Source organism: Micromonospora lutea, from assembly GCF_016863535.1.
In the GTDB taxonomy this organism is placed as follows: Bacteria; Actinomycetota; Actinomycetes; order Mycobacteriales; family Micromonosporaceae; genus Micromonospora; species Micromonospora lutea.
On sequence record NZ_BOPB01000026.1, the window covers coordinates 40095 to 65868 of the forward strand.

General features: G+C 67.8%; 20 protein-coding genes. 12 read left to right on the forward strand and 8 right to left on the reverse strand.

The features are described from left to right. Positions 1-9: 9 nt before the first annotated feature. The 3 genes from Vlu01_RS21135 to Vlu01_RS21145 all read right to left on the reverse strand — a co-directional run bounded on the left by Vlu01_RS21135 (position 10) and on the right by Vlu01_RS21145 (position 1717). Positions 10-477, reverse strand: a complete 468-nt coding sequence (locus Vlu01_RS21135; RefSeq protein WP_204002303.1) for a hypothetical protein — start codon at positions 475-477, stop codon at positions 10-12. A gap of 365 nt (positions 478-842) precedes the next feature. Beyond that, the gene (locus Vlu01_RS21140) at positions 843-1217 is read right to left on the reverse strand and encodes a hypothetical protein (protein ID WP_204002305.1); all 375 of its coding nucleotides are present in this window, start codon (positions 1215-1217) and stop codon (positions 843-845) included. Further along, the gene (locus Vlu01_RS21145; protein WP_204002307.1) at positions 1214-1717 is read right to left on the reverse strand and encodes a hypothetical protein; all 504 of its coding nucleotides are present in this window, start codon (positions 1715-1717) and stop codon (positions 1214-1216) included. Before Vlu01_RS21145 ends, Vlu01_RS21140 begins: the two co-directional genes overlap by 4 nt. A gap of 500 nt (positions 1718-2217) precedes the next feature. On the opposite strand from Vlu01_RS21145, the gene Vlu01_RS21150 reads away from it, so the two are divergent. From Vlu01_RS21150 to Vlu01_RS21175, 6 genes are all read left to right on the forward strand, one after another. Continuing rightward, on the forward strand, positions 2218-2856 hold the full coding sequence (locus tag Vlu01_RS21150) for a G5 domain-containing protein (RefSeq protein WP_239096032.1): 639 nt from the start codon (positions 2218-2220) through the stop codon (positions 2854-2856). A gap of 277 nt (positions 2857-3133) precedes the next feature. Continuing rightward, positions 3134-3274, forward strand: coding sequence for a hypothetical protein (locus tag Vlu01_RS21155; protein WP_204002309.1), 141 nt, complete (start codon positions 3134-3136; stop codon positions 3272-3274). A gap of 6 nt (positions 3275-3280) precedes the next feature. Then, positions 3281-3694, forward strand: coding sequence for a hypothetical protein (locus Vlu01_RS21160; protein ID WP_204002311.1), 414 nt, complete (start codon positions 3281-3283; stop codon positions 3692-3694). Positions 3695-3958: 264 nt separating this feature from the next. Beyond that, positions 3959-4840 (forward strand): helix-turn-helix domain-containing protein, encoded by an 882-nt coding sequence (locus tag Vlu01_RS21165; protein WP_204002313.1) that lies wholly within the window; start codon positions 3959-3961, stop codon positions 4838-4840. Next, positions 4833-5027, forward strand: a complete 195-nt coding sequence (locus Vlu01_RS21170; protein WP_204002315.1) for a DUF397 domain-containing protein — start codon at positions 4833-4835, stop codon at positions 5025-5027. Before Vlu01_RS21165 ends, Vlu01_RS21170 begins: the two co-directional genes overlap by 8 nt. A gap of 863 nt (positions 5028-5890) precedes the next feature. Then, a complete protein-coding gene (locus tag Vlu01_RS21175) occupies positions 5891-7729 on the forward strand; it encodes an AAA family ATPase (RefSeq protein WP_204002318.1) in 1839 nt (612 codons plus the stop codon). 154 nt (positions 7730-7883) lie between these two features. On the opposite strand, the gene Vlu01_RS21180 is transcribed toward Vlu01_RS21175, so the two are convergent. The 4 genes from Vlu01_RS21180 to Vlu01_RS21195 all read right to left on the reverse strand — a co-directional run bounded on the left by Vlu01_RS21180 (position 7884) and on the right by Vlu01_RS21195 (position 18717). Continuing rightward, positions 7884-12788, reverse strand: coding sequence for a class I SAM-dependent DNA methyltransferase (locus Vlu01_RS21180; RefSeq protein ID WP_204002321.1), 4905 nt, complete (start codon positions 12786-12788; stop codon positions 7884-7886). Continuing rightward, complete coding sequence (locus Vlu01_RS21185; protein WP_204002324.1) at positions 12785-15586, reverse strand: SNF2-related protein; 2802 nt, start codon at positions 15584-15586, stop codon at positions 12785-12787. Before Vlu01_RS21185 ends, Vlu01_RS21180 begins: the two co-directional genes overlap by 4 nt. A 13-nt stretch (positions 15587-15599) precedes the next feature. Further along, complete coding sequence (locus Vlu01_RS21190; protein WP_204002327.1) at positions 15600-16667, reverse strand: serine/threonine-protein kinase; 1068 nt, start codon at positions 16665-16667, stop codon at positions 15600-15602. Between the two features lie 136 nt (positions 16668-16803). After that, positions 16804-18717 carry an N-6 DNA methylase gene (locus tag Vlu01_RS21195; RefSeq protein WP_204002329.1) on the reverse strand — a complete coding sequence of 638 codons (1914 nt, stop codon included), beginning with the start codon at positions 18715-18717 and terminating at the stop codon, positions 16804-16806. Between the two features lie 99 nt (positions 18718-18816). Between Vlu01_RS21195 and Vlu01_RS21200 the strand changes: the two genes are divergently transcribed. The 4 genes from Vlu01_RS21200 (at position 18817) to Vlu01_RS21215 (ending at position 22264) form a co-directional block, all read left to right on the forward strand. After that, entirely contained in the window at positions 18817-19356 is a 540-nt protein-coding gene (locus tag Vlu01_RS21200; RefSeq protein WP_204002332.1) for a DUF4352 domain-containing protein, read from the forward strand. Positions 19357-19446: 90 nt separating this feature from the next. Continuing rightward, positions 19447-21207, forward strand: a complete 1761-nt coding sequence (locus Vlu01_RS21205; protein ID WP_204002335.1) for a DUF6119 family protein — start codon at positions 19447-19449, stop codon at positions 21205-21207. 50 nt (positions 21208-21257) lie between these two features. Next, the gene (locus tag Vlu01_RS21210; RefSeq protein ID WP_239096033.1) at positions 21258-21623 is read left to right on the forward strand and encodes an MmcQ/YjbR family DNA-binding protein; all 366 of its coding nucleotides are present in this window, start codon (positions 21258-21260) and stop codon (positions 21621-21623) included. Positions 21624-21676: 53 nt separating this feature from the next. Then, positions 21677-22264: a dihydrofolate reductase family protein gene (locus tag Vlu01_RS21215; protein ID WP_204002338.1), complete on the forward strand. Its 588-nt coding sequence runs from the start codon at positions 21677-21679 to the stop codon at positions 22262-22264. On the opposite strand, the gene Vlu01_RS21220 is transcribed toward Vlu01_RS21215, so the two are convergent. Next, positions 22258-23877 (reverse strand): YncE family protein, encoded by a 1620-nt coding sequence (locus Vlu01_RS21220; RefSeq protein WP_204002341.1) that lies wholly within the window; start codon positions 23875-23877, stop codon positions 22258-22260. The genes Vlu01_RS21215 and Vlu01_RS21220 overlap by 7 nt on opposite strands. A gap of 95 nt (positions 23878-23972) precedes the next feature. On the opposite strand from Vlu01_RS21220, the gene Vlu01_RS21225 reads away from it, so the two are divergent. After that, positions 23973-25049: a sensor histidine kinase gene (locus tag Vlu01_RS21225; protein WP_204002343.1), complete on the forward strand. Its 1077-nt coding sequence runs from the start codon at positions 23973-23975 to the stop codon at positions 25047-25049. Beyond that, positions 25049-25747 carry a LytR/AlgR family response regulator transcription factor gene (locus Vlu01_RS21230; RefSeq protein WP_204002345.1) on the forward strand — a complete coding sequence of 233 codons (699 nt, stop codon included), beginning with the start codon at positions 25049-25051 and terminating at the stop codon, positions 25745-25747. Before Vlu01_RS21225 ends, Vlu01_RS21230 begins: the two co-directional genes overlap by 1 nt. Positions 25748-25774: the final 27 nt, after the last annotated feature.

Sequence of the window (25774 nt, forward strand, 5' to 3'; positions counted from 1 at the left end):
AGGCCCTTCTCAGCGGCCGGTGCTTCCGTACGTTCCCTGCACCGAGGGCTTGACCGGGAACTGCGCCAGGGCAGTCCAGTCCTCCATGGCGGCGAGAAGGAGCTTCTTGACCTGGGTCTTGGCTTCCTCAAGGGCAAGGTCGATGAAGCACTGGCATCGGGTCAGGTCATCACCGTTGACAAAGCACAACAGCACCCCGGTCACCTGAAGACCTCGCGCAGTGGCGACCAGCTTGGCGTCCGGAGGCAGCGGGATGTTCGACGCGAGTTGGCGGGCGAACGCCTGCACGATCCGGTCACCGCCGAGGAGAGCGGCAAGCCAGGCCGCGATGGTGCCAACCAAATCGTGCAGCAGCTTCTTTCCGGTCAGGATCGTTGCCGCCATCTGCGCCAGACGCCGGCACCGTCTACGCCTCCGGCGGCTGAACAACTGCCGCCAGGTTTCCTCGGTCACGTACTCGGCGGCGCGCTCGGACACGACGCTGGTCCACCCGTCGTTGAGTATCGCGACGCAGTACTCGGCAGCCTTCTCGACGCGCTCCTGGCGGCGACGCTCCTGTGCGGCTGTAGGACGCCGCCCGCCTCCGCCTTGTGACGCACTACGAGGAGCCGCCCGAGGGCGCGAAGACGTCGATCGGCGAGAGGTCCTTCGAACCTTGGGATGCCGCGGCCCCGCCTCGGGCATACCGACATGGCGGTAACAGCGCATCCCGAGCATCCGCACTCGCTCTCGACAAAGCGTGTTGTCCTTGCACCTGGCACGGCATTTGGGCACTGAGTAATCATCGCGTCACCCAAAGGTGAAGACAGTCGGGTATCAGCAGCTGACGATGCTTGCGAGCCTCACGGGGTCGCAGGTAGTTGGAGCTCTGCTGCCCGGGCCAGTACCGGCTGGAACGGGCCGTTCTGGTCGTCCGGTCCAACCTCGACGCCTTCGAGCCACACCCACTCGCCCTCGTACCATTCGCTGATGTCCGGCCGGATCCGGACGATCCTCAGCCGGAGCGGACCGGTGGCGTGCCGATGATCGGACTCGGCGAGTCGGACCACGTCCTCCGCAGCGACAGACACGCACGGACGACCGGCAGGCGGGCCGTCGCCGGTACCGGGCGGGCGCCGCGCTGGCTGCCGCCGCCGGTCGGCATCCAGTGCCGCCTGCCGGGCCCGCAGGATCAGCCGGTTGCGGATCTGCGCGGGCGACAGGTCGAAGGCGTTCATCGCAGGTACGCGCGCAGGCAGCGCATGAGGATCGCGTCGGCCCAGGTTGCGCGGGGGCAGGTGCCGTCCGCGCGGCACTGCGGGCACCTGCGGGTACGCGGATCCTCCGTGGGGCTGCGCCAATGCAGGTCAGCCAGGCGGTTTGCCTGTTCGAGCTGGGCGACGGTGGCGAGGAGATCGTCCGGAGGCGCGACGTCGACCGGCTCACCGTCGGACGGCGTCGCATGGGCCGGCGTCACGAACCTCCCCCGGTTCCCGCCGGAACGCCCCGGGTCGTAGCGGCTCGCACGCTGGTTCCGGCCCGGCACCGCCGACCGTTCCTCGGGCCACTCGTAGACGAGCGCGCCGTCGCAGCGCGAGGTTTCTCGCATCTCCGGTACGACATGCTCGACCGTCAGCTGCCGGAACCGCCCCGGCACGTCCCCGTCCGGCACCGCCTGCCCGGTCAGGTCCAGCGCGACCTTCCCGGGCCGCAGGAACCACTTCCACCGCCTGCCCATGTCCCCACACGCCTCCCCTACCGCCTCGAAGTCCTGTCCCGACTCCCGTGGCCGTCCCGCTCGGTCAGGCGCATCCGGCAGGCCGAAAACGGGGAGCGCGGCGGCCGGTTCGGGGGAAGACCCGGCCGCCGCGCTGCAGCCATCAAATGCCAGTACGCAGGAGAAACGCAACGTTTGGCGGCGCAATCGCGGGTAGTTTGGCGGACTTTCTTTATCGCGATCCCTGGATGTTGCAAGGATGGACCACGGAATGTTTCATGGCGGCCAACTCATCCCATTGCGCGCCAAGTAATCCGCATGGCATCTCACGGGCCGATGCCCGTTCCCCCATCCGGTGCGGGTCCGCGACGTTCGACGTGGGTAAGCGGACGGCCGACCATTGTCTGTTGTGGACCGCGGACGGGAATCGACATTCGTACGGTGCTCGTACCGAAGAACCGGTGAACATCCCGCCTGACCGGCCGGCGAGGAATCCTGGCTCGGCTCAGCAAAATCGAGGCGTGAAGAACCAGCCTCTGCGCATCATCTGGATCGGTGCCGTCGCCCTCGTACTCATGATCTGCGGGGTGGCGACCATCTCGGCGATCGTCGCACCCTCGTCTGAACCTCCGGGGCGGCAGGATCTCGTCGCCGAGCCGCTGCCGTCCGCCCTGGTCGACGACGGTTCCTCCCCGACCACGGCCGCAGCCCCGACCACGGCGGCGCCACCGACGCAGTCGCCGTCGCCGGTGGCGCAGACTCGCACCATCACCGTGACGAAGAAGGTCCCGTACAAGACGAGGACGGTCAACGACTCGTCCCTGGCCAAGGGCACCAAGAAGGTCAGCACCCGTGGGGTGCCGGGCGTCAGGACCCTGACGTACGAGGTCAGCGTGGTCGACGGCGTCCAGACGGAGAAGAAGCTGATCACATCGGAGATCACCACGCAGCCGGTGACACGGGTCGTCCGGGTCGGCACCAAGCAGGCTCGGCAATGTGACCCGAACTACGCCGGCGCCTGCGTACCCATCGCCAGCGACGTCGACTGCGCCGGTGGCAGCGGCAACGGCCCCGCGTACGTCAGCGGCCCCGTACGGGTGATCGGCTCCGACATCTACGACCTTGACCGGGACGGAGACGGCATCGGCTGCGACCGTTGATGTCGGCGCGGGCGCGGACATCACCTGCGCGGGCTGGCCTTCAGGTCACGCAGTATCGCCAGACCGAGGACGAGCAACCACAGGTCGCCCGGCCACAAGGCGAGTCTTTCCAGCAGGCCCCCGAGGTCGGCGCCCGGCGGGATGCTTCGGCAGAAGGCGCGCTGTTTCGCGGTCGCATCACCGGTCGGTCACCCAGAGCAGGTTTACCCACGTAGCGGGCGGGAAGGGCTCTGCAAAACGAATGAGGTTCCATCGGCGTCGAGCGAAGGATGATCTGATGGGTGGCGCACGCGGTACAGAGATTGTCAACGGTTGGCCGGAAGAATCCCGTGAGGCAGCTCAGCTGGTCATCGACGCGTACGGCGAGCCCCACGAGGCGACCGAGTCACTGCTCGTGTGGCACAACGTCGGCCCCTAGAAGCGGATGGTCGCCTCCCGCGACTTCTACGCCCACGAATTCCCCACGTCGCACACCGATTCGGTCGAGTCCTTCATCGACTACCGGGTGCCGGCAGACGTGGTCAGCCAGCTCGCCGAGTTCGACGGCAGTATGATCGTCGATCGCACCGCCGGCACGGTCTCCGCCCGCTGTCATGACGAGCAGGCGAACCTGCTGGCGCTCAACCTGATGCACGACATCGTCACCGGCCAGCGAACGGCTGACGAAGCGCGACAGTACTACGCCAAGGAGTTCCTGGACTACCGGCGCAAGAAGCCCACGCCGTACATGGAGAGGCTTCACTTCACGCCGGGCGACGGAGACACTGCCGACCCCGACCACCCGTTGCTGACAGAGCAGGATCTCCAGCAGGCCGTGGAGGAAGGCAAGGCCGCGTAGGCAGGGCGGGCGATTCGAAGGCGACAGCTACGACTCCGCCACGAGCGCCGCACCTCATGCCAGCTTTAGACCACCCTCAAACGGTACGCCAATTGCGCTGACGGGAATTGCACGGTTATGGCTCCTGTCGGAGGCGTCTTGTAAGGTCAGACGCATAATCACCTGCGCAAACGAAGCCCGGAAGAATCGTCTTCCGAGGTGACCGTTCCGCGTTTCACCGATGGCGTCCGGATGTAACAAAACGCAACACGAGAGGGGTGGCCGATGGCCGACGACATGGGCTCGACAGTCCCCAGGCGACAGCTCGGGCGGGCACTACGCGACCTGCGCACCGAAGCCCGCATGACCCTCGACGGCGCGGCCGAGGCCATGCAGTGCAGCCGCCAGAAGATGTGGCGCATCGAGACCGGCCTCGGCCCCACCCGCGCCGTCGACGTCAAGGCCATGTGCGAGCTGTACGCCGCCACCCCCGAGCTGACTACCGCCCTCGTCGCCCTGGCCAACGAGACCAAAGCCAAGGGCTGGTGGCACTCCTACGGCGACGCCATCCCCGACTGGTTCGAGCTGTACGTCGGCCTCGAATCCGCCGCCTCCCGTCTGCGTGGGTTCGACGAATCCCTGATCCCCGGTCTTCTTCAGACGGAGGCTTACGCCAGAGGCGTCTTCCAGAACCGCACCGACATGAGCGACGACGACTTGGAGCAGTTCATCGGCGTCCGGCTTCAGCGGCAAGGACTCTTGCGACGGCGGCTGCCGAAGGCACCCATGCTCAGCTCCGTGCTCGCCGAGTCGCTGCTGATCAAGCAGGTTGGCGATCGGACGGTGATGGCCGATCAACTGCGCCACCTGCTCGACCTCACCGAACTGCCGAACGTCTCCATCCGCATCCTGCCTCTGTCGGCTGGAGCGCACTATGGCGCGCTCGCCGGCACCTTCATGATGCTCGACTTCCCGCTGACCACCCGGACCACTCCGGAGCCGTCCGTCGTTTACAGCGAATCCCTCACCGGCGCGCTCTACCTGGATCGCCCGGACGAGATCGCGGCCTACGAAAAAGTGTGGGCAAGTCTCGATCTACTCGCCTTCGATGAGCAACAATCGAGGCATCTGATCAACAAGATCATCGGAGAGGTTCACCATGGCTAACCTGACCGACGCCCAGTGGCGCAAGAGCATCCACAGCGGCGACAACGGCGGCGCATGCGTCGAGGTCGCCGACAACCTCCCCGGCCTCGTTGCCGTACGCGACAGCAAGGACCCGGCCGGTCCTGCCCTCACCTTCTCCCTCACCGCCTGGACCAACTTTGTCCGGTCCACGAAACCGAGGCAGTAGACTGCGCCTCGGCCGGAGCGCGGTGGAACTTCCTGACGCTCCCGGCCATAAACCAGCAACCTCAGCGATTTTCCGCTCTCCCAGGGTTGCCTTTAGACCGATCGTCATCCCCGCCTCGAGGAAGAAGCATCTGCAGGAGCAAATTGGGGCCTGCAGACATCTGTCGTGCTGGCGACATAACAAGGCGGCCAGCTGAATCCTCAGGGAAGATGTTGGTTCCTTGTGCGGAGCGACAGTTCAAGCGCGAAGCAGACATGCAGCGTTACCGCACACAAATCGGGCATAATGCGCCCATCGAAGTGGAGAGGATCACACTTTGGCGCACTGCAATGTTTGCTGCCTACGGGTTCCCCTGACCAAAGATAAGAAGTTGCCCAAACACTACACCGAAGAGACATATGGCTTTTGGACAACCGGTCGGCAGAAGGAGTGCAGCGGGTCAGGCACAAAGAGCCACCGCCCTGATGGGGAACTGTCAGGCAGCTGTCGCCGGCCACGCAGCGGGCGGGCTTGCCCATCTTGTGGCAGAAGGCTCACCCTAAATAGAAACGGACAGTTTCCGAAGCATATGAGCCCTAGCGGCGAGACCTGCGACCTGTCGGAGGCAAATAACCGCCGCTAAGCGATCCGTCCTTCTCAGAGCCGACCGCAATCTCTGCGGCGAGAGCGGGAGACAGCAGTTGGCACTCAGTCAACCCCTGATCGGACAAAGTCCGGCTCTAGGAGGAGCGCTCTCCCGCTCGCAGTGCTCATCGCATACCGCCTTATGGCTATCGACGTTGCCTGAAGGTCCCGTGACGAGCGAGGCTGCTGTCCGTTAATTCAGATGCCAGTTTCTCGTCGCATCGACCGAAGGTACTGTCATGCGCTTGGTTAAATACTCCGTTCGTGGCCTGCGGTCCCTTGCAAACGTTGTCGACATCCCGGTGGGTCGACCGACGATCGTCGTCGGCAGTAACGATGGCGGCAAGACCAGTTGCCTGCTAGCGCTGCAGTTTCTCCTCACCGGCAAGCCCGAGATTGGGGAGGAGGATCGGACATACGCAGTCGACGACGAAGAGGCAGCCGTGCTCACCGCAGATGGTCTTCGGCATTATTGCATGAATGTCACTGGAACGTTCATGCCGACCACTTATGAGGAACGAACGCTTGGTCTGGTCGGGCCGATCCTCATCCGCCGGATCAGCTTGGAGGGCACGGCTTCACAACTGGAAGTGCAAAAGGCCGTTCCTGCTTCCGAGGACCTACGCAATCTGGCTGAGTTGAAGCGCGATGATTTGCGTTCTCGTGCGGAGGCACGGAACCTAGACCCAGAGGGCAGCAGATCGTCGAAGGACGCGTGGCTTCTTCCACTACAGCGTCTTGCTGACGACGAGATATCCTCGGGAAGTTGCGTCACTACGTGGATCCCCCTCGCTCGTGATCTTGCCGGCAGGTTACCCATCTACCTGCCATTTTCCTCGACCGATGAACCTGATCCTGAGGTCGAGATTAGGACGGCATTGCAGGCAGGATTTCGGCAACTGATTGACGAAGCAGGCGAACGACTATCGGTGATTCGCCGGCTTGAGGCCGACTTGCAAGACGACCTGGCACGCGAGGCTGATGACTTGCGACAGCTAATCAAGCAGCGATGTTCGCGAATCGGTGAGGTAGTCATTGTCCCTCATGTCAGCTTCGCCGAAGGGCTACGTAGCGTGGAGATTCAACGCGCTAAAGACGACGGCCGCCGGATCACGCTGCGCCGCGCCGGGGCGGGACGACGTCGACAAATCAGCCTGGCGGTGTGGGAGTGGACTAGCAAGCAGCTCAGGAATCCACCGCCCGATCACCCGGGATTTGTCATCGCTTACGATGAACCGGACACACACTTGGACTACGCGCATCAGCGACAGCTATTCGACCTCATCCTCGACCAGTGTGCACACGACGAAACGCAAATGATCGTTGCGACCCATAGCCTGAACTTCATCGACCGCGTTGACCCAGCCGATATCGTCCATCTGCGCCTTGACCATCAGGAACGCACGGCCCTCACGCGTCTACTCAGCCCGAATCACAGTGCCGTTGATGAGTATCTCGCGCAGATCGCAGCAGCGATGGGGCTACGCAACAGTGTCCTCTTGCACGAGAGATGCTTCCTCGGTGTTGAAGGCGAGACCGAAATGCAGTGTCTGCCGATTCTCTACAAACTCGCTATGGGTAAACCACTGCAGTCCGACGGCATTGCCTTAATTAATGGAGAGAGCAACGTTGGTGCCCTACAGGTCGCCAAGTACCTTCACGAGTCCGGCCGCAAGGTCTACTTCCTAGTGGATAATGATTCCACGTGCAACAGCGGTTCCAAGAGCCACTTCGTTGAGGAGAAGATCCGTCGGTCAGGAATTAGCCGGCAGCAGTGCATGTATGTAGGCACACGGGAGATTGAAGACTTGTTTACCGATGAGCAATGGTGCACCGCCGCGAACAAACTCTGGCCCCGTGTCGACGACCGGGCTTGGACCGAGGAGGACATCGCCGGCATGCGAAAGAACGGCAAGTTTAGCGCCGAACTCGACTCCGAAGTTCGTATGGCCTCCCTCAGTGCGCCTTCCGGAAAGGTTGGCTTGCTGTTCGAGCTATCCACCACACTCACCAGTTCAGAGGACGTGCCCGCCAAGCTCGTCGAGCACTTCAAGACGCTACAGGCTCAGAGCGGTTAGTTAGATCCTTTACGAGGATTACCAAGACGAGAAGGATCCAGTCGGCCGACCTCCGGCACCACTTTGTTATCCAAAGCGCTCACAAGGTTATACGTATTCCAGTTGTAGGACTCTCGGGCATGGGCAATATTAGAGTCACCGTCTACGATCGCCTTCAGCCTTCATCATTCGAATCCTGCAGCCGCTTGCTAAACACGGAATGGGCCTGTCGATATTCGTGTTCCCTATCCGCCCGGTAGAACGGTGCCGTGTAGCCGTCCGGCACGGCTTTCCCCTCGGGATCTTCCAGGAATGCCATCAGTTGGCCGTATGCCTCGTTAGGCTGGTTGACGCCGCGTGCGTAGTAGTCGCGGGTAATCCTGCGCCCGTTGCCGTCAAACCACATCGCGGACTCGTACTCGCGTAGCACCGGGAAGCGAGCCCTGTACATCGATAGCAACTCCTCGACACCGATCCCGAGCCACACGGCGACGAGTGCATCAAGCTCAACCAACGCGGACCGACGGGCCAGCTCGGTCCGGAGCGGGACATGCCAGGTCCACGAGCGTTCGACTTCGCCGAGGGCCTGCGCCTCGGGCAGCCCGGGCCAGGACACCGCCCAAGCCTCACCACTTCGCCACCGGTCTTCGTAGAGGCCGTGCCAGAGCGGGGCGTATGAGCGAGTGAGGCAATTCAGACGAAGCACACGCAGCAAAGCTGCAGGCGCAAGACGGTGGCCGGGATCGGGGGCGGGCATGAGTCCGGCATCGTTGACCTTCAAATGAGCGCGGCCCGTGATTCGAAGCAGGTAGTCCAATGGCAGCGAGGCCCAGAACGCTGCGTGCAGGGCGGTCTCGCGGTCCGTGGAGAGTGCCATTGAACGAACCGCATCGATGTGTGTCGGACCTGGCGGGATGATTGCTGCGAAAAGGCTACGCTCCGTGTTAAGCGGGATCATCTCTCGCCAGGCGACACGATAGTAATCGCTGTACGGCCGGCCTCTCCAAGAGTCCTGAGCCGACTGGTACGCGCTCGGATCAATCGATCGGCGATAGTTGGTCCTTGGTACTGCGTCTGCTGAAAGCCCCGTAAGATCCCACGGTTCGTAGTCCTTAGGACTCCGGCAGGGGATGTTCGGCTGCTTGGCGAGTGGCGTCGCGACGCCAAAGTGTGGACCTTGAAGGACTACCTCATGCCAATCACCGGGTTCCGAGCCTTGCCACTCGATAACCCCATCATTCTTGGCTCCCTTCTCATGAAATCCGGACGAGACCATGGGTTGCCGATCTGCTAGCCGTCGGCCGACGTTCGCCAAAGCAGAAATCACGGCTTGTTCGCCTATGGTGACAGGTTGAAGAAGCCTCGTCTGATCCGCAGGGGCGTTGAAATCGCCGATGACTAGGTGCCACTCCGCGAGAATCGTTTCGTCTACCGTGACAAGCCTGCCCCGGTGCGGACGCAGATCCCAGGTTCCCGCAGCCTTTATGCCCGGAAGTTCCCCTTGGCCGCCGTGTGTCAATGAACCTACCAACGTCTCGGGCGCGTACAACCAACTGGCGTGAGTGAAGGAGATACAGCCTCGCGGTGTTCCATATACGTGAATCCCGAACTCTCGGGTCCAGCTAATCTCCTTAAAAATCAGGCGCATGTTTTGGAAATGCCCGTGAAGGCGCAAGTGTCTATAAGCTGCCGAGCGCAATCGACCCTCCCGTGCGCCGCTGAAATGGCTATCCGGGTGGACCATCCCTGCCATGCCCGGCCCAGAGACGTTTGACCACACGCGACACATGAACGCTCGGTACAGATCCGGCTGCGTTCCGGCGAGTAACGGATATGTCGCCAACGATGAATAGTACGCGACGTAGCCGGAGCTGGCCGTGCGCTCTTGGAGGAAAAAATCGTCGGCTAGGGCAATCCGTGTTTTCCGGATCTGTCGAGTATGTTGCGGCGGATTTTCAGTCAGGACGAACCAGGGATCACGTTCGGCGAGCACGACGTTCTCTTCCCATACTGGGCGAACCCACGGGGGGTTTCCGACTTGGAGGTCGAAGCCGCCCCTGGCGAACGCCTGAGCGAACGTCAGTTCCCAGTGGAAGAAGCCCTGCTGTTCGGCGATTCGTTCGGCCGTCAGCAGCCACGGGAAGCGGTCGGCCAGCATCCACGGCGAGTCCACCCCGATGACCCCGTCGAGCTTCTGTTCGAAGTCGCTCATCTCGGCCAGGCTGTCGAGCTTGCGGCCGTAGAAGCGTTCGGTGTTCTCGTCCACGTCGCTGCGGCCGACCAGCGCCTCCGCGAACGTCAGCCAGTCGTCCAGGTTGGTCAGCGGGACCTGCTTGCGGAGCTGTTCGGCCACGGTCATCCGCCGGGTGCCGGTCGCCTTGGTCGGCAGGGTCATCTGGCGCGGTTCCACGTTGCCGAAGATGTCCGGCGTCTCGTAGACCACCTGCTCCTCGTACGCCGGCTCCTGCTTGATGTGCGCGACCTGGACGGGCGCGGCCGGGTAGGCGGGGTCGGAGCCGTCGAGGAGGCCGACCTTGTCCAGCGGCCAGAACCAGAGCGCGCACCAGACATCCATCAGGGTCTTGAGCCGCCAGTACGGCGTGCCGGGCGCGGTCAGGTCGGCGAGGATCTTCTCCCGGGGCACCGCCTCGGTGACCGGCGGCAGGTCGTCGGCGCCCCATACGGCGATGTCGCGGCGGATCTCCCGCTCGGAGATGGCGAGGCGCTGCTGCACCAGCCCCCACAGGAACTCGACCCGCCCGGCCAGCGCCTGCAAGCGTTTGACCTGCGAGTTCTTGCCCTTGGCGGACGGGGTGCGCTTCATCGCCGTACGCCAGGCTTTGAGTCTCGCGGTTTCGGCCGGGGCCAGCTCGCGGGCCTCCTTCTCCCCCGCTACCGCGCCCCAGCCGTCGGCGGGGAGCAGGAAGTGGTGGATGCTGCCAGCGTCGATCGGGCCGTCGCGGAACGGCTTCTCGGCCGGGGCGGTGGTCAGCCAGGATTTGTCGGCGAGCTGCGTCGGGTCGTAGGTCTTGCGTCCGCAGCCGATCAGCGAGTTGCCGCGTTGCAGGTGCAGGCCGAACCACGGCGCTTGCAGGCCGGCGTGCATGACGTTGAGCCAGAGGGAGACCTCGGCCAACTCGACGGCGGTGCGGTTGAGGTCGACGCCGTAGCAGTTGTGCAGCGCGATGTACGCCTTCACCCGCTGCAGTTCCAGGTGGTATTGCTCCGGGTCCAGCTCGACCTTCAGCTCGCGGGCGCGGCGGCGCAGGTATTCGGCGGCGACCTGGTTGATAGCTTCGTTGAGGAACGCACCGGAGCCGAGCGCCGGCTCGCAGATCGTCCAGTCCAGCAGCTCCCGGGCGGGCGTGATCGTGTCGTCCTGGTCGAGGCGGTACTTCAGGGCGAGTTGGACGGTGACCTCGGTCAGTGACTGGGGGGTGTAGTAGGAGGCGCTGGTCTGCCGGTCCCGGCCAGCGAGCCGGTAGACGAACGCGCCGGGGGCGTAGCTGACCCGGCTGCGCACGCCCGTGTACGGGTGCTCCTTGTAGACGAAGACGTTGTCGTCGTACTCGTCGGCCTTGGATGCCGGGATCATCCACGAGCCGTCCTTCGGGTCGCCGTTCTTCGCGACCTCGTAAAGCTGCTCGGTGGCGACGAAGCCGGTGTACGACATCAGGCCCTCGTAGACCGCGCCGAGCTGGTTGATGCCGAGCTGGGCGTACGAGATGAAACCGCCGCGGCGCTTGCGGCCGCCCTTGGTGAGCATCAGCCGGCGCAGCACCTGGTAGAGGACCTTGTTGCACAGCCGGGTGTCGATGGTCGGCGCGCCGGGGTCGTCCTCGTCGTCGCTGTCGGGCACGGGGATGAGCCGGCCGATGAGCCGGGTCTTCTCCGGCAGGAACAGGTCCGATTTCATGGGTTCGAAGCGCAGACCCTCACCTTCGCTGGCCAGGTCGTCGACCTCGGCGCCGCCGCGTGGGCGGTGGCCCTCGTTGACCATGCGGAACAGCAGGTCCAGCGACTCGTACAGGTGGAAGCCGCCCTCGGCCGACGGGGCGAGGCGGCGGGCGACCAGGTCACCGATGCGGGCCAGGCTGTAGCCCTCGACGTACTGCGGGTCGTTGACCGGCAGCACGCCCAGCTCGGGACGGGCCTCGGCGTAGAGCAGGAACAGGATCCGGTACAGGTAGCGCAGGGCCTCCCGGCCCAGTTCCTTCGCCAGCTCGTCCAGCTCCATCACCTGCTGCGGCTGGTAGCCGGCCTGCCGGATGCGGTCCAGGACCTCGTTGGCGATGAGTTCAACGGAGACCTTCAGCCCTTCGCGCAGTTCGCTGGAGACACCGACGGCGTGTTGGCGGGAGCCGGCGACCAGCTCGGCGAGGGGTTCGGTGTCGCCCTCGGCGGGTGGGCGCAGCGAGTCCGCGCCGAACAGGGCGGCGACGACGTCGTACTCCTTGTCGTCGTTGCGGGCGTAGAGGGTGTCGAGGCTGACGGCCAGATAGCGGCCCTCGCCCCAGGCGGCCCGGTCGGCGAGGGTGACCACGCCGCCGTTGAGGATCAGCACGTACCGTGGCGGGTTCTCGGCGGCGAAGAGCCAGGAAGCGAGCTTCGCGCCGGTGGTGATGATCTCGTTGCCGGGCAGGGTGACCGGGTCGAGCAGGCAGCCGGCAGCGTCCGGGTCCTGGGCGGCCTCGGTGTCCACGGCCCAGCCGCAGTCCAGCGCGACAATGCCGTGCGCGGTGTTCAGCTCGGCGTGGGCGACCGGGATCTGGTGTTCGTGGCCGGCGCGTTCGACGGTGACAATCTGCGGCTGCGACTCGAAGCCGAGCGCCTTCAGCAGTTCCTGGTGCAGCTTGCGCAACCGCTCCGGGTCGAAGAACTCGTCGTCGGCAAGCTCGGTCTTCGCGTCGAAGTAGGGGCGGCGCAGGCCCCGCAGGCCGGTGCGTGGGGTCTGCTCGCCGGCCTTCTCCCGCCCCGTCCACTGCTTGGCCAGGCCGCCCTTGACGGTGGTGGGCAGGATCTCGGCCAGGTAGTGCGCGGAGAGGTACTCGCCGCGGTTGGTCAGCGACTCGAAGCTCATGCGAGGTTCTCCGGGGACGGGACGAGGACGGCGAGCACCCGCAGCAGCGGGTCACCGTCGGTTTCCAGGCGGTCGAGCAGGTCGTGCTGCTCGGCGACGGTTGCGGTGATCCGCTGGCGGCGCTTCTCGCGCACCGGTACGGGCAGTTCGTCGAGAAGGCTGGCCTGCTCGAACGCGGTCAGCCGGTCGCGGTGGTGGCGCAGCGGCTCGGCGTTGGCCGCGTCGAACTCGGCGCGCTTGCCTGCCAGGTGCTCACGGGCGGCAGCGACGGCCGGGGTCAACAGCCGTTTCAGCGGCTCGGTGTCGACCGCCTCGGCGCGGTTGACCATGTCCGGGCCGACGTTGGCCGCGCGCAGCACCTCGTCCATCGGCCGGATCTCCGGCGCGGCGGGCAGGCCGGTGACGGCCATCCACTGCACCACGGTCGGCTGGCCGAGGCGGTTGGCGTAGACGCCCTGGATCAGGTAGGTCGGTGCGTCCACGTCGGCGGTCAGCACCGGCGCCTGCTGCCGGCCGAGCCGGATGAGCACCTTGTCGACCAGCCAGTCGACCATCGGGTGCACGTCGCTGAGGAAGGCGATCTCCGGCCACATCGGGGTGCGGCTCTGCCGGGCCTGGTCGAGTTTGCGCTGGGCGAGCCGACGGTCGAAGGTGACCTTGAGCCGCAGGTCGTCGCCCTCCCGGTGGGCGCGCAGGTAGGAGCGGGGCAGGTCGGTGAGCCGGTGCACCAGATCGTCGGGGGCGAGGAAGGTCAGCAGCTCCTCCTCGCGGCGCAGGTCGATGTGGTCCTCCGGCCGGTCGTCGTAGATCTCGTGCAGGGCGGCGTCGACAAAGTCCCGGGTCGAGTCGAAGAGCTTCGGCACCCGGGCCTGCGCGATGTCGGCGGCCACGGGTGCGGAGCCGATCTCACCGAACAGGTCGGCCATCACGTCGATCTCGGCGTGCGCGGCCTCGTAGGACTCGTCGACGGTCCGGCCGTTGAGCAGGTCACGGACCAGCCGGTCCTCCTCGGCCTTCGCGTCGTAGAGACCGGTCGCGGCCTCCACGCTGCCGAGGCTGCGGTGCGCGTTCTCCTCTCGCTGGAGCAGCTTCTCGGCCACCGTACGGTCGTCCTTGGCGTCCTCGCGGCCGGAGGTGAGGATCAGCGCCCGGAACTGCGGCTGGTGCCGCTGCCCGTACCGGTCGATGCGGCCGTTGCGCTGCTCGATGCGGATCAGGCTCCACGGGATGTCGTAGTGGATCAGGTGGTGGCACTGCTGGTGCAGGTTGACGCCCTCGGAGGCGACGTCGCCGGTGAACAACAGCCGCACCTCGCTGCCGGCCAGCTCGAACTCCTGCAGGATCCGCTGCTCGTCTTTGTCCGCGACGCCGCCGTGCAGCACCCGCACGGCGTTCGGCTTGAGCCCGAGCAGCCCGGGAACGACCTCGGCGAGCCACTTGATGGTGGGCACCCGCTCGGAGAAGACCACCGCCCGGATCTCGCTGCCCCGACCGACGCCGATCTTCTTCAGCTCCTCGACCAGCATCCGCAGCTTGCTGGAGTCCCGGTCGGTCATCGCGGAGGTCAGCTCCGCGAGCCGGTCCAGCGCCGCCCGTTCGGTGCCGGTGGCCTTCTTCTGCCGAATCTTCACCGTCTCGTGCAGCGCGCGGTGCGAGGAGAGGAAGGACTTCAACAGGGTGTACGGGAAGAGCCGGTGCTGCCCGGTGACCGCCTCGTCGCTCCACTTGCCGGCCAGCCACACGTCGGTCAGCTCGTCGAAGATCTGCTCCTCGATCGGGCTGGCCGCGCAGTGCACCGCCTGCGACGGGCCGCGGTCGGCCCAGCGGTCGCCCATCTGGTCGCGTACCTCGGGGCTGATCTTCGTGCGGCGCAGGTAGAGGTGGGCGATGTCCTTGGCCTCGTACTCCTTCTCGTTGGCGATGGCGGCCGGGTCGAGCAGGGAGATGAGCTGGGCGAAGGATTCCCGGTTGCCGTTGTGCGGGGTGGCGCTGGCCAGCAGCAGCGCATCGGTCTTCTCGGCCAGCCGGCGGGCCAGCTCGTTGCGCTTGGTGCCCTTGTTGATCAGGTTGTGCGACTCGTCGATGACCACCACGTCCCAGACGGTGGCGTCGAGGTGATGGCCGAACTGGCCGGCATCCTTGAGGGTGTCGACGGAGATGATGGCCCGCTTGAAGTAGGTGAACGGGTTGCGCCCGGCGGGGATCTCCTGCTGGATGCGCTGGATGCCGGTGGAGTCGAGCCGCACCAGTGGGATGGCGAAGCGGGTCCAGAGTTCCCGCTGGAACTGTTCGAGGACCTGCTGCGGCGACACGACGAGGATGCGCTCGCCCCGGCCCCGGCGGATCAGCTCGGCGAGGATCAGCCCGATCTCCAGGGTCTTGCCGAGGCCCACCACGTCGGCGAGCAGGATCCGGGGGCGCAGGCCGGCGAGCGCCAGCTCGACCGGACGCTGCTGGTAGGTCAGCGGGTCGAGCAGGAACCGGTCGGCCAGGGCCAGGCCGCGTTCGGTGCGCGGCAACGGCGTACGCCGCAGCACCGCCTCCAGAAACAGTCGGCTCTGCCGGAACCGCGAGGAGGTGTCCCGGACCAGCACGGTCTCCTCGGGACGCATCGCCTGGATGTCGTCCAGGGCGGTGAAGAAGGTGGCCTCTACGTCCTGCACGAACTCGGAGACCCCGACGGCCTTGATCATGGTGCCGTCCGCGGTGCCGGTCTTCACGCTGCGGACCAGCCACTCCTCATCGCGGACGACGATGCGGGAGCCCGGGGCGAACGTGGCCTCCTGGGAGGTGGTCATCGGTGGCGCCTTCCTACAGGGTCGAGCGGCGGGCGTACTGGCGACGGATCTTCTCGACCAGCCAGGTCACGTCGGGGCCTGGGCTGGCCGGCCGCTCGGGGTCGACCTTCGTCGGCGTCGGCTCGGGCACCTCGACCGTGCCTGCTTCCTCGACGAGGGGCAGGTCCTCCGGGTCCTCCGTCGGATCGGTCAGGTCCGGCGGCACCAACAACTCGGTCTCGCCGTCATAGGTGAGAGCGGCGACCTCCGAGCGCAGGTCGAGGGCCCTCCTGCCGCTGCTCGCGGTGGCCACCGCCAGCAGCCGGGCGCGGACGTCGTCGAGCCCGGGCCGGGCGGTCGGGTCGTGGGCCAGCATGGCGCCGAGCAACGGGACCAGCTCGGCCGGCACCCCGGAAAGGTCGGGCAGGTCGGTCGGGTCGGTGATCCGCAGCAGCAGGTTCCAGGAGTTGGTCGGCGGGTAGAGGCCGTGGCCGGTGAGGGCGAAGACCAGCGTGGCCGCCAGGCCGTAGATGTCGACCGCCGGCGTCAGATCCCGCTCGCCACGGACCTGCTCCGGCGACATGTAGGCGGGCGTACCGACCAGTGCGCCGGCTTCGGTCAGGTAGTGCTCGCGGTCGATCAGCACCGCCAGGCCGAAATCGATCAGCTTCGGGCCGTCCGGGCCGAGGATGATGTTCTGCGGCTTGAGGTCGCGGTGCAGGAGACCGACCTGGTGCACCCGGACCAGCCCGTCGGCGAGCATCGCCCCGACCATCGCGGCCAGCGGCAGCGACAGCGGACCTTTCGCGTCGACGTGCTGCCGCAGCGTGGCACCCGGCACGTACTCGACGGCCAGCCAGGCGGGATCGCCCGTGGCGTCGGCGTCCTCCAGGCGCGCGACCCGGGACCCGTACACCAGCTTGAGGCTCTCCACCTCGGCGGCGAACCGCTCCCGGATGCCGGAGTCCGCCAGCAGCTCCTTCTTGATGACCTTGAGCGCCACTCGATCGGCCGTGGGTGAAATCGCGAAGTAGACGGTCCCCATGCCGCCCGAGCCGAGCGGCCGGACCACGTCGTACCCGCCGATCCTGTCCAGCGCCATCAGACTCCCCACGCGGTGACACCCACCTGCACCGATGCGCCCGCCGCCGGCCCCACGCCCGGCGGACGCATGACCGTACAACGGCGGACGAGCGCGATGCCAGCAGCCAAACGGCGGTTCCTCCGCACCGCAGGTTTCATGCCTCGTCGTGCGGGCGGAGACTGCCCTGGGCCAGGCCGTCGGCGGCGAGTTGCGCCAGCTCAGCTCCCAGAAGCGCGGCCTGTCGGATAGCCGACTCGAACGCGTCGAGCCGGCGGAACGCCTCCCCGTACGCCCGTTGCTCCGCCAGCGGCAGCCGCCGTACCAGCGCCCGCCGGATGTCGAACCGCAGCGTGCCGGAGAGACTCGACGCCTGCTTTTCGTTGGCGGTGTTGCGCAGCTGCCCGGCCAGGAACCACGGGTCCAGTGCGGCCGGGTTGGGCCGCAGCAGGTACATGTTCGCCCCGAGCGACGCCTTCTCGTCGGTGACGACCCGGGCGGTGATGCGGCGGGCGACCACCGGCACGACGACATCCCCCGGCGCGAGCGGGATCGGCTCCCCCGCCGGCCGGTCGCCGCGCGAAGAAGGCCCAACTCCCTCGATGACGTCGCGCGCGTGCAGCACCGGAGTTTGCGGCCGACCGTCGTTGTCGCGGGTCGCCCGGAGCGGCCCGAGCAACTGCAACGCTCCACTACGGACCAGCTCGGCGACCGTGACGGCGAGGGCCGCGCCCGTCTGCGGTGCGGCGCTGACCTGCGGGATCAACGCCGGCAGGTCCCGCACGACGGCGGCGAGCCGTTCCCTTGTGCGGATCATCTGCTCCCCCGTCCGCGCGCTGACGCCGGCGGGTTGGCGGCGGGCGGGGGTGAGGTCGACCTCCTCGTCGAGCAGCTCGATGACGGGGGCCGCGCGGGCGAAGCCGGCCTCCTCGACGTCCGCGTCCGCAGCGGCGGTGAAGGCCTGCCAGGTGGCGAGGATCCGGGGGGCCAGCTCGGCGAGGTCGCCGTCGGCGGCGTCGACCAGCAGGGTCCGCGCCGGTGGCGGCGCGTCCGTGGCCGGGTGCCGCAGCACCCACAGATGCAGGGGTACGCCGTGCGGCGCGGCCACCCCGCTGGGCAGCGCGATGACGGCCCGGAGCGCGCCACGACGCAGCAGCTCGGCTCGGATGCGCCGGCCGGTGCGGCGTCCCGCCGCGGTCGGTGGCATGAGGAGCACGGCGTACCCGCCGACGTTCAGGTGTGCCAGGCAGTGCTGGGCCCAGGCCAGCTCCGGTTCGGTACGCGGCGGCGACCCGCCGTACTGCCAGCGCGGGTCGTAGCTGAGTTCCTCGTGCCCCCAGGTGGTGACGCCGAACGGCGGATGGCAGACCGCCGCGTCGAAGGTGCGGCCGGGGAAGGCGTCGGCGCGTAACGAGTCCCCGTGGTGGACCTCGCCGGGTACCCCGCGCAGCGCGAGCCAGAGCCCGGCGAGGGTGGCGAGGTCCTGGTCGAGCTCCTGCCCGTACGCCTCGGTGCAGCCGGCGCGGACCGCGGCCCGCAGGGTGGCTCCGGAGCCGGCGGCGGGGTCGAGGATGCTGCGGCCGTCCGCGCCGGCGAGCCGGACCATGAGGTCGGCCAGCTCGTTCGGGGTCGCCCATGGGCGGCCGGGGGCGGGCGCGGAGAAGCGTTGCCACAGCTCGTCGAAGGCGACCGGAGGCGTCAGCTCGTCGGCGAGGGCGTCGATCTCCGGCAGCAGCGGCTTGACGGCCGGGTCGATCGCCGGGCGCCTCGGGCGTTTGCCCGCCTGTCGGTTGAGGAGTCGGGCGCCGACGCTGGCGAGGGCGGCCGCTGGGCTGTCGGTGGCGGCGGCGAGATGCCGCCAGAGTCGGTCGGCGCGCGACAGTTCGGGAAGTTTGCCCTGCTCGCGGAGCCACGTCTCGACCTCGCCGAGGTCGAACTCGGGGCTGGCCGCGGTGCCGCCCACCGGCGTCGGGAAGCCCGGGTGGCGTTTGCGCCAGTTGCTGACGGCGGCGCGGCCCACCCCGGCGAGCCGGGCGATCTCCGCTGCCGTGATGGTCGGGTTCACCTGCACCGTCGAAGTGTGTCACACATGTCAAGCATCATGCTTGTTGACAGTGTTCACACGCCATGCTCTCATTGACGCCGCAACGTTCACGCCAGGAGGACAACCATGCGCAAGATGACCACGTTCGCCCTGTTCGCCACCGCCCTCGTCGCGCTCGGCTGCGGCGTCGGCGCCGCCGACGGGGCCGGCAGCTCCGGCGACGGCGACGACGCCGCCGCCGAAGACAAGCCCGCCAAGCCCGCCAAGCCCGCGAAGATCGGCCAAGCGGCCCGGGACGGGAAGTTCGAGTTCACGGTGAAGTCGACCAAGTGCGGCGTCAGCAAGGTCGGCAGCGACCTGCTCGGCACCACGGCCCAGGGCCAGTTCTGCCTGGTCACGGTCAAGGTCAAGAACATCGGCAAGGAGCCGCAGACGCTGATCGACAGCAGCCAGAAGGCGTACGACGCCGAAGGCACCGAGTACTCCACCGACTCGGCGGCCGCGATCTACGCCAACGAGGACCAGCAGACCCTGTTCAACGAGATCAACCCCGGCAACCAGGTGACCGGCGTCCTCGTCTTCGACATCCCGAAGAAGGTCAAGCTCACCACGCTCGAACTGCACGACTCGCCGTTCTCCGGCGGCGTCGAAGTCGCCCTGAACTGACCCCGTGCGTCGAGGGCGGGTCCCGCGAAACCCGCCCTCGACTCCCCAGCACCGCTGCCCGACCACGAATCTCTACGCGAGGAGATCGAGATGCGCAGTGCGACCAAGCGGATCCCGCCCACCTTCACCACCCGACCGCCGGGCCGGAAGGACCGCCGCCGGCCCGCCCACGAGCAGCCCACCCTCTTCGACGGTCCGCTCCCGCCGGGCCCGCCCGGCACCTACCCGACCACCCTCTACCGTCTTCGCGTCTCTCCTGACCTGGAGGGTCTGCGGCAGGCCATCCGGGGCCGTTATCTGGCCGACAACGGCTTCGAGCCGATGCCGCGACAGGTTGCGGGCGTGCCGGCGCTGCTGGTGCACGGCACGGTTCCCCGGCCACGCGCGGAATGGTGCGACGCCCTGGCCAGTCTCACCGGCGAGGACATCGACCTCGGCCACAGCAGCGGCGGTGGGGCTCTGCTGCTGGCCGTCGACGAGCGCGCCTACGCGCTGACCTATGGGACCCTGGGCCGGCACATGATCGACCAGGAGGTGTTCGATCGGACCTTCGGCGTGTCGTTCGCCGTCCGTGCGCTCATGCCTAGCGACATCCGGCAGATTCGCCGCCGCGTCATCGGTGCCGCCGGACGAGTCGACCGCAGCTTCGTCCCCGCAGGGCAGCCCATCTGGAAGTACGGCATCGACAAGTGGGGAGAGATCGTCGGCCAGGTGTGTGGGCGTACCGAGAACCCTCGACTGACGGTCTGCCGGCGTAGTGGCAGACCAGCCCGAATCGACGGCGGCGACGCCCTGCACATCCAGCTCTGCGTCGAGCCCGAAGGGCTCCTGGCGGATCTGCGGGAGATCGATCGCGTGTGCCGGGAGGAGTCACCGCCGGCCGATCTGGAGTTCATCACGCAGATCCGCCCGGTCCGGGCCTCGGACCCTCGCATGCCGAAGCTCATCGACACCATCGACGAGCGGTTGGGACTTGCCAATCCGCCTGCGCTCGGCGTGGCGGTGCCCGGCGATCTCATCAGCGACATCGAACACGTCCGGTCGTACCGGATTCAGATCCCCAAGTCCGGCCGCCGTCGGACCTTGACCGCGGAACTGGACCTGCCCGCCATCCTCGCCCACAGCAACGGGGCGCTGGACGGCGATCGGTGGAGTGGACTGCGCAACGGAACCATCACCCTCTGCACCGACACGCGCGGTGCAGAGGAGATGGACTCGACCCGGGCTTTCCGCTGGCTCACGGCTGAGGTGGCCGTCGGCACCAGCCACCTGCTGCTGCACGAGGGTGAGTGGTACGAGATCGGCGACCGGCACCGCGACTTCCTGGGCCAGGAGATCGCCGAGATCCTGGCCCGGCCATCGGCCATCGCGCTGCCACCCTGGACGGCGGACCTTGCCGACGAGGACGCCTACAACCGGGAGGCGGCCCGCTGCAACTCCGGCCTGGTGCTGCTGGACAAGAAGCTGCTGCGCACGACCCAGCACCGCCGTGGCATCGAGGCGTGTGACCTGCTCGGGCCGGGCGGCGAGCTGATTCACGTCAAACGTGCGAAGAGCAGCTCCCCACTGAGCCACCTCTTCGCCCAGGGCATCGTCTCCTACGAGGCGCTGCGCTACCAACAGGATGCCCGTGCCAGATTCCTCGACACGGTGCGGCGGCAGCCCAACGGACGTGACCTAGGCCCGGACTTCCGGCCCACCAAAGTCGTCTACGCCATTGCGCTCGGCACCAGCCGGAGGGTCAGCGTCAACTCACTCTTCACCTTCGCCCAGGTGGCGCTCTACCAGGCGATGAAGGCGCTGCGCAACGAGGGCGTGGAGGTCAGCGTCATCGGCATCCCGCAGACCTGATGCAGCGGCGCTCGCCGCGTTTCGTCAGACCGCTGTCGTAGCGTGGGCCGATGAGCGACATGGTGGCGATCGTCCGGCGGGCCTGCCTGCGTCTTCCCGAGGTCAGCGAGCGGCTGAGTCACGGCACCCCGACCTGGTTCGTCCGGGGCAAGAGGTCGTTCGCCACCGTCTGGCCGGACGGCCATCACCAGGACGATTTCGCCCACCTGTGGTGTGCCGCGCCGCCAGGCGCCGCGGTCGAGCTGATCGCGGAGGACCCGCGGACCTACTTTCGCCCGCCGTATGTGGGGCATCGCGGCTGGGTCGGGGTACGCCTCGACACCGGCATCGGTGAGGCCGAGTTGGCCGAGATCATCGAGGACGGCTACCGGGCGGTGGCGCCTCGGACCCTGCTCGCCCGGCTCGACGCACCCTGACGGTGCGTCGAGCCGGAAGCAGGTGCAGATAGGTACACCACTTGGGAGACATCGTGTCGGGTCGGTTCGTGTACTGGATGAACGTGTCGCTCGATCTGCGGATCGAGCACGCTCCGGGTGAGCAGGGCGGTGGCGACTGGCTGCGCATCGGGGAGTCGTTGCACCGGGAGTTCAACGCCCGGGCGCGGGCGTTGTCGCTGATGGTCGAGGGCCGCACCATCTACGAGACGATGGAGGCGTTCTGGCCGGGCGCACGGGACGACGAATCCCTGCCGGACTACCTGCGTGAGTACGGCGAGATCTGGACGTCGATGCCCAAGGTGCTCGTCTCGCGTACCCGCGCCAGCGCCGACCACAACACCCGCGTCATCGGCGGGGACGACGCGATCGAGCAGCTCGCACAGCTACGGGCACAGGTCGACGGGGACATCGGGGTCGGTGGCGCCACCCTCGCCACCGGCCTGCTGCGGGCCGGGCTGCTCGATGAACTCCTGCTCTTCACCCATCCCGTCGTACTCGGTGCCGGGCGGCTACTCTTCGACGCCCTCGACCTGCCGGTGGAGCTCGACCTGATCGAGCAGGCGTCGTTCGAGCGGGGCGTCACGATGCATCGGTACGCCGTGCGGGGCTCACGTCACTGAGGTGAGTCGGTCGGGGTGATGCCGAGGCTGGCCAGGATGGCGCCCTGGTAGATGGTGACCGGTTTGCCGGTGCCGTCGCGCCGGACGATCACCACGGCGTCGAGGTTTCCCGGTTTCTGCCCGCCTCTGGTCGCGCGCAACGAGATCAGCAGGTGTTCGGTGTCGGGGGTGAGGAGCACGGTGTCGACCCGCTGGTCGGGGCCGGCGCCGGTGGGCACCTCGGTCCGGTTGCCGGAGGCGTCGGTCACCAGCAGCCGGTCGGCCCGTTCGTTCCCGTTGTCGTCGGTGAGGGTGTGCAGCACCGCGCCGTGGCCGAGGGTCGCCCGGGGGGTGGCTGTCGGTGGGGCGCTGGTGACCGTGCCGTCGGGGCTGAGGGTGAGGGTCGTACCGTCCGGTCGGAACGACAGCGCCGTCACGGCCGTGGCGTTGGCGGGCGGAGCATCGTGCTCCAGCACCCGCACCGCCGCCGCCTCTGGCGTGTTCGGGTGGGAGGTCGCGGTCGCGGTGGACAGCCGTACCGACCAGGTGCGGCTGGGGCGGGGAGCCCGCAGGCCGGTGTCGGGCCCGGCCGCCAGCTCCACGACCAGGGCGGTGTCGCCGGAGGCCGTCGCTGTGACGGCGCCGGTGACCGGCGGCAACTGGGTTCCGGAGCGGTCGGCGCCGCCGTCGACCACCGGGGTGACCGTGCCTGTCTGCAGGTCGAGCACGGCGATCCGCCCGGTGCCGGAGCGGGTGTCGATCACGAGGGCGCGCCGCCCGTCGGGGGCGAAGGCGACCTCACCGACAGGGGTGAGCAGGGTACGCACGTCCTTGTCCGGGGTGACCAGGCTGATCGTCCGGACGTTGCCGACCCGGTGCAGCACGGCGAACCCGTCCTTGGTGAAGACTCCGGGAACATCCGTTCCGCTGACCGTCACCGTGGGTTCTGTCCGGCCGGTCCTGGTGTCGGCGATGACGAGTTGCCGGGGTCGGTCGGTGGTCAGCGCGGCGAGGTAGCGGCCGTCCGGTGAGGCGGCGATGGGATGTGACGGCAACGCGATGGCCCGGCTCGCCGCCCCGGTCGCCAGGTCGATCGCGCCGTAGCGGTCTTCCGACCGGTCCCGCCACACCACGCCGCCTCGGGCGATCGTGCAGGAGGACTCGACCGCAGGTTGCGTGATCGTGCCGTCGCCGGTCACCGCGAGGCATCGTGACGCCGTGACGGTCAGCGTGTCACCGACGCCGGTGGCCCGTCGGGCGAACACATGGTCGGGGAGCGTGATCTCGCGTAGTCGACCGTCGACGAGCAGGGCGTCCCGGCGATCGTCACCCAGTCCCCGGGCGACGGTCGGGTACCGGGGGTCACCGAAGGCGACCTCGGCGTGCCGCCGGGCGAGTTGCTGGCCGGCCAGGTCGTCACCGAACCGTTCCACGGCGAGCAGACCGACCAGGTCGGTACGACGATCGTCCGCGACGGGCACCGCCAGCACCGCCGGCCCGAGCCCTCGCACCTCGGCCGGTAGCGATACCGCCCGGGCCGGCAGCTCGGTTGATTCGGCTCCGGTGCCGGTGCAGCCCGTCACCACAGTCAGCACCAGCAACCCCGTCAACCCGGTCCAGCGTGTGCCCCTCATGCCCGCCATTGTGATCACCTGCGCAAGTCGAGGTCCAGGAAGAGGTTCTGGGACCGCACTTGTCCGACCGGCTGCGTTGCCCCTACGTTCTCGGTATGGCGCGCCGGCTGGCACTGTGGACGGTCTGCGCGACGGTCTGGTGGCTCGGGTACGGCTGGATCGCCGCCCGCAACTACCAGCAGATCACCGCGGAGTGGGGCATCTACGTTCCGTGGTCGGAGGTGCTCACCGCCGAGTTGATCACTGCCGGGTTGTGGATTCCACTGACCGTCCTCGCGCTCGCCCTGGCGGCCCGGTTCCCCCTCGGCCGACCGACCCCGCTCGTCCTGGGCGTGCACCTGGGCGGGCTGGCGGTGGCGGTTTTCGGACGCTGGTGGGTCGTGCACCGGCTCGACGAGTGGCTGGGCTGCTGGCCGGCCCTGCCGCTGCTCGCCGAACTGGCCGTCGACCAGCGCCCGCAGCACGCGTTCACGTACGCGTTGCTGACCGGTGTCGGTCACGCGCTGCACTACGCGTCGGCGCACCGGCGGCGCGAGGCCGAGTTGGCTCGCGCGGAGTTGGCCCGGCTGCGCGCGCAGATCCGGCCGCATTTCCTCTTCAACACGCTGAACACGATCGCGGCGGTGGTGCACGACGACCCGGACCGCGCCGAACGGATGGTCGTCGACCTGGGGACCCTGCTCCGGCAGGCTCTGGAGCACGGCGACGACCGGCCGGTGCCGCTTGCCGCCGAGGTGGACCTGACCCGCTGCTACCTCGACATCGAACAGCAGCGCTACGGCGACCGGCTCCGGGTGGTCTGGGATGTCTCCGCCGATGCGGCGGAGGCGCTGGTGCCGCCCCTGGTGCTCCAGCCGCTCGCCGAGAACGCCGTCCGGCACGGGCTGGCGCCCCGGGCCGGTGGCGGTCGGGTGCTCGTCGCCGCGCACCGTGACGGTGACACGCTGCGTCTGGTGGTCGAGGACGACGGTGTCGGTCCGCGTGCCGGCTCCGGCTCGGGCGGCATCGGGCTGGCGAGCGTCCGTTCGCGGCTGCGCGCCGCGTACGGTGTCCGGGCCGAGCTGACGGCCGGCGCGCGGCCGGGTGGCGGGTTCCGGGTGGTGCTGCGCGTTCCGTGGCGGTCGGCGGGCGCGCAGCGGGTGTCCGTGTCGTCGGCGGCGGGTGTGCGGTGATGCGGGTGCTGGTGGTCGACGACGAGCCGCCGGCCCGTCGGCGGCTGACCGCGCTGCTGGGCCATCATCCGGATGTCACCGTCGCCGGTTCGTGCGGCACCGCTGACGAGGCGGTACGCGCGATCGCCGCGAGCCGGCCGGACGCGGTCTTCCTCGACGTGGCGATGCCGGGCGCGGACGGCTTCGCCGTACTGGACGAACTCGCCGACCCACCGGCGGTGGTCTTCGTGACCGCGCACACCGGGTATGCCACGCGCGCCTTCGACGTCGCCGCGGTGGACTACCTCGTCAAGCCGTACCACCGGGAACGGTTGGCGATGGCGCTGGACCGGCTCCGCGTGCACCTGCGGCACCGTCGACCTGCCGTCGGCCGGATCGCGGTCGGCACCGGCGGACGCACCCGGCTGCTCGACCCGGAGGAGGTGGATTATCTGCGGGCCGACGGCAACTACGTGCGGGTGTACGTGGGCACCGCCAGCTATCCGGTGCGGGCCACCCTGACCGGGCTGCTGTCCACGCTGGACCGTAACGCCTTCCTGCGGGTGCACCGGTCGCTCGCGGTCCGCCTCGACCGGGTGCGTGACGTGCAGACCCTGCGCCACGGCGAGTTGGCGCTGCGGCTGCGCGACGGCGCGGTGCTGATCTCGGGTCGGGCCTACCGTGACGAGGTGCGGCGGGCGCTGGGCCTACCTCTCTGACCGCTCCCGTTCGTCCCACGCCCGCTC

What these genes read in the sequence shown, in the direction of transcription:
- Vlu01_RS21140 (WP_204002305.1), bottom strand. Translation starts at nt 1,217, where the DNA reads ATGAACGCCTTCGACCTGTCGCCCGCGCAGATCCGCAACCGGCTGATC.
- Vlu01_RS21170 (WP_204002315.1), top strand. Translation starts at nt 4,833, where the DNA reads ATGGCTAACCTGACCGACGCCCAGTGGCGCAAGAGCATCCACAGCGGC.
- Vlu01_RS21230 (WP_204002345.1), top strand. Translation starts at nt 25,049, where the DNA reads ATGCGGGTGCTGGTGGTCGACGACGAGCCGCCGGCCCGTCGGCGGCTG.
- Vlu01_RS21175 (WP_204002318.1), top strand. Translation starts at nt 5,891, where the DNA reads ATGCGCTTGGTTAAATACTCCGTTCGTGGCCTGCGGTCCCTTGCAAAC.
- Vlu01_RS21220 (WP_204002341.1), bottom strand. Translation starts at nt 23,877, where the DNA reads ATGAGGGGCACACGCTGGACCGGGTTGACGGGGTTGCTGGTGCTGACT.
- Vlu01_RS21160 (WP_204002311.1), top strand. Translation starts at nt 3,281, where the DNA reads ATGGTCGCCTCCCGCGACTTCTACGCCCACGAATTCCCCACGTCGCAC.
- Vlu01_RS21165 (WP_204002313.1), top strand. Translation starts at nt 3,959, where the DNA reads ATGGCCGACGACATGGGCTCGACAGTCCCCAGGCGACAGCTCGGGCGG.
- Vlu01_RS21200 (WP_204002332.1), top strand. Translation starts at nt 18,817, where the DNA reads ATGCGCAAGATGACCACGTTCGCCCTGTTCGCCACCGCCCTCGTCGCG.
- Vlu01_RS21155 (WP_204002309.1), top strand. Translation starts at nt 3,134, where the DNA reads ATGGGTGGCGCACGCGGTACAGAGATTGTCAACGGTTGGCCGGAAGAA.
- Vlu01_RS21185 (WP_204002324.1), bottom strand. Translation starts at nt 15,586, where the DNA reads ATGACCACCTCCCAGGAGGCCACGTTCGCCCCGGGCTCCCGCATCGTC.
- Vlu01_RS21225 (WP_204002343.1), top strand. Translation starts at nt 23,973, where the DNA reads ATGGCGCGCCGGCTGGCACTGTGGACGGTCTGCGCGACGGTCTGGTGG.
- Vlu01_RS21145 (WP_204002307.1), bottom strand. Translation starts at nt 1,717, where the DNA reads ATGGGCAGGCGGTGGAAGTGGTTCCTGCGGCCCGGGAAGGTCGCGCTG.
- Vlu01_RS21190 (WP_204002327.1), bottom strand. Translation starts at nt 16,667, where the DNA reads ATGGCGCTGGACAGGATCGGCGGGTACGACGTGGTCCGGCCGCTCGGC.
- Vlu01_RS21210 (WP_239096033.1), top strand. Translation starts at nt 21,258, where the DNA reads ATGAGCGACATGGTGGCGATCGTCCGGCGGGCCTGCCTGCGTCTTCCC.
- Vlu01_RS21180 (WP_204002321.1), bottom strand. Translation starts at nt 12,788, where the DNA reads ATGAGCTTCGAGTCGCTGACCAACCGCGGCGAGTACCTCTCCGCGCAC.
- Vlu01_RS21205 (WP_204002335.1), top strand. Translation starts at nt 19,447, where the DNA reads ATGCGCAGTGCGACCAAGCGGATCCCGCCCACCTTCACCACCCGACCG.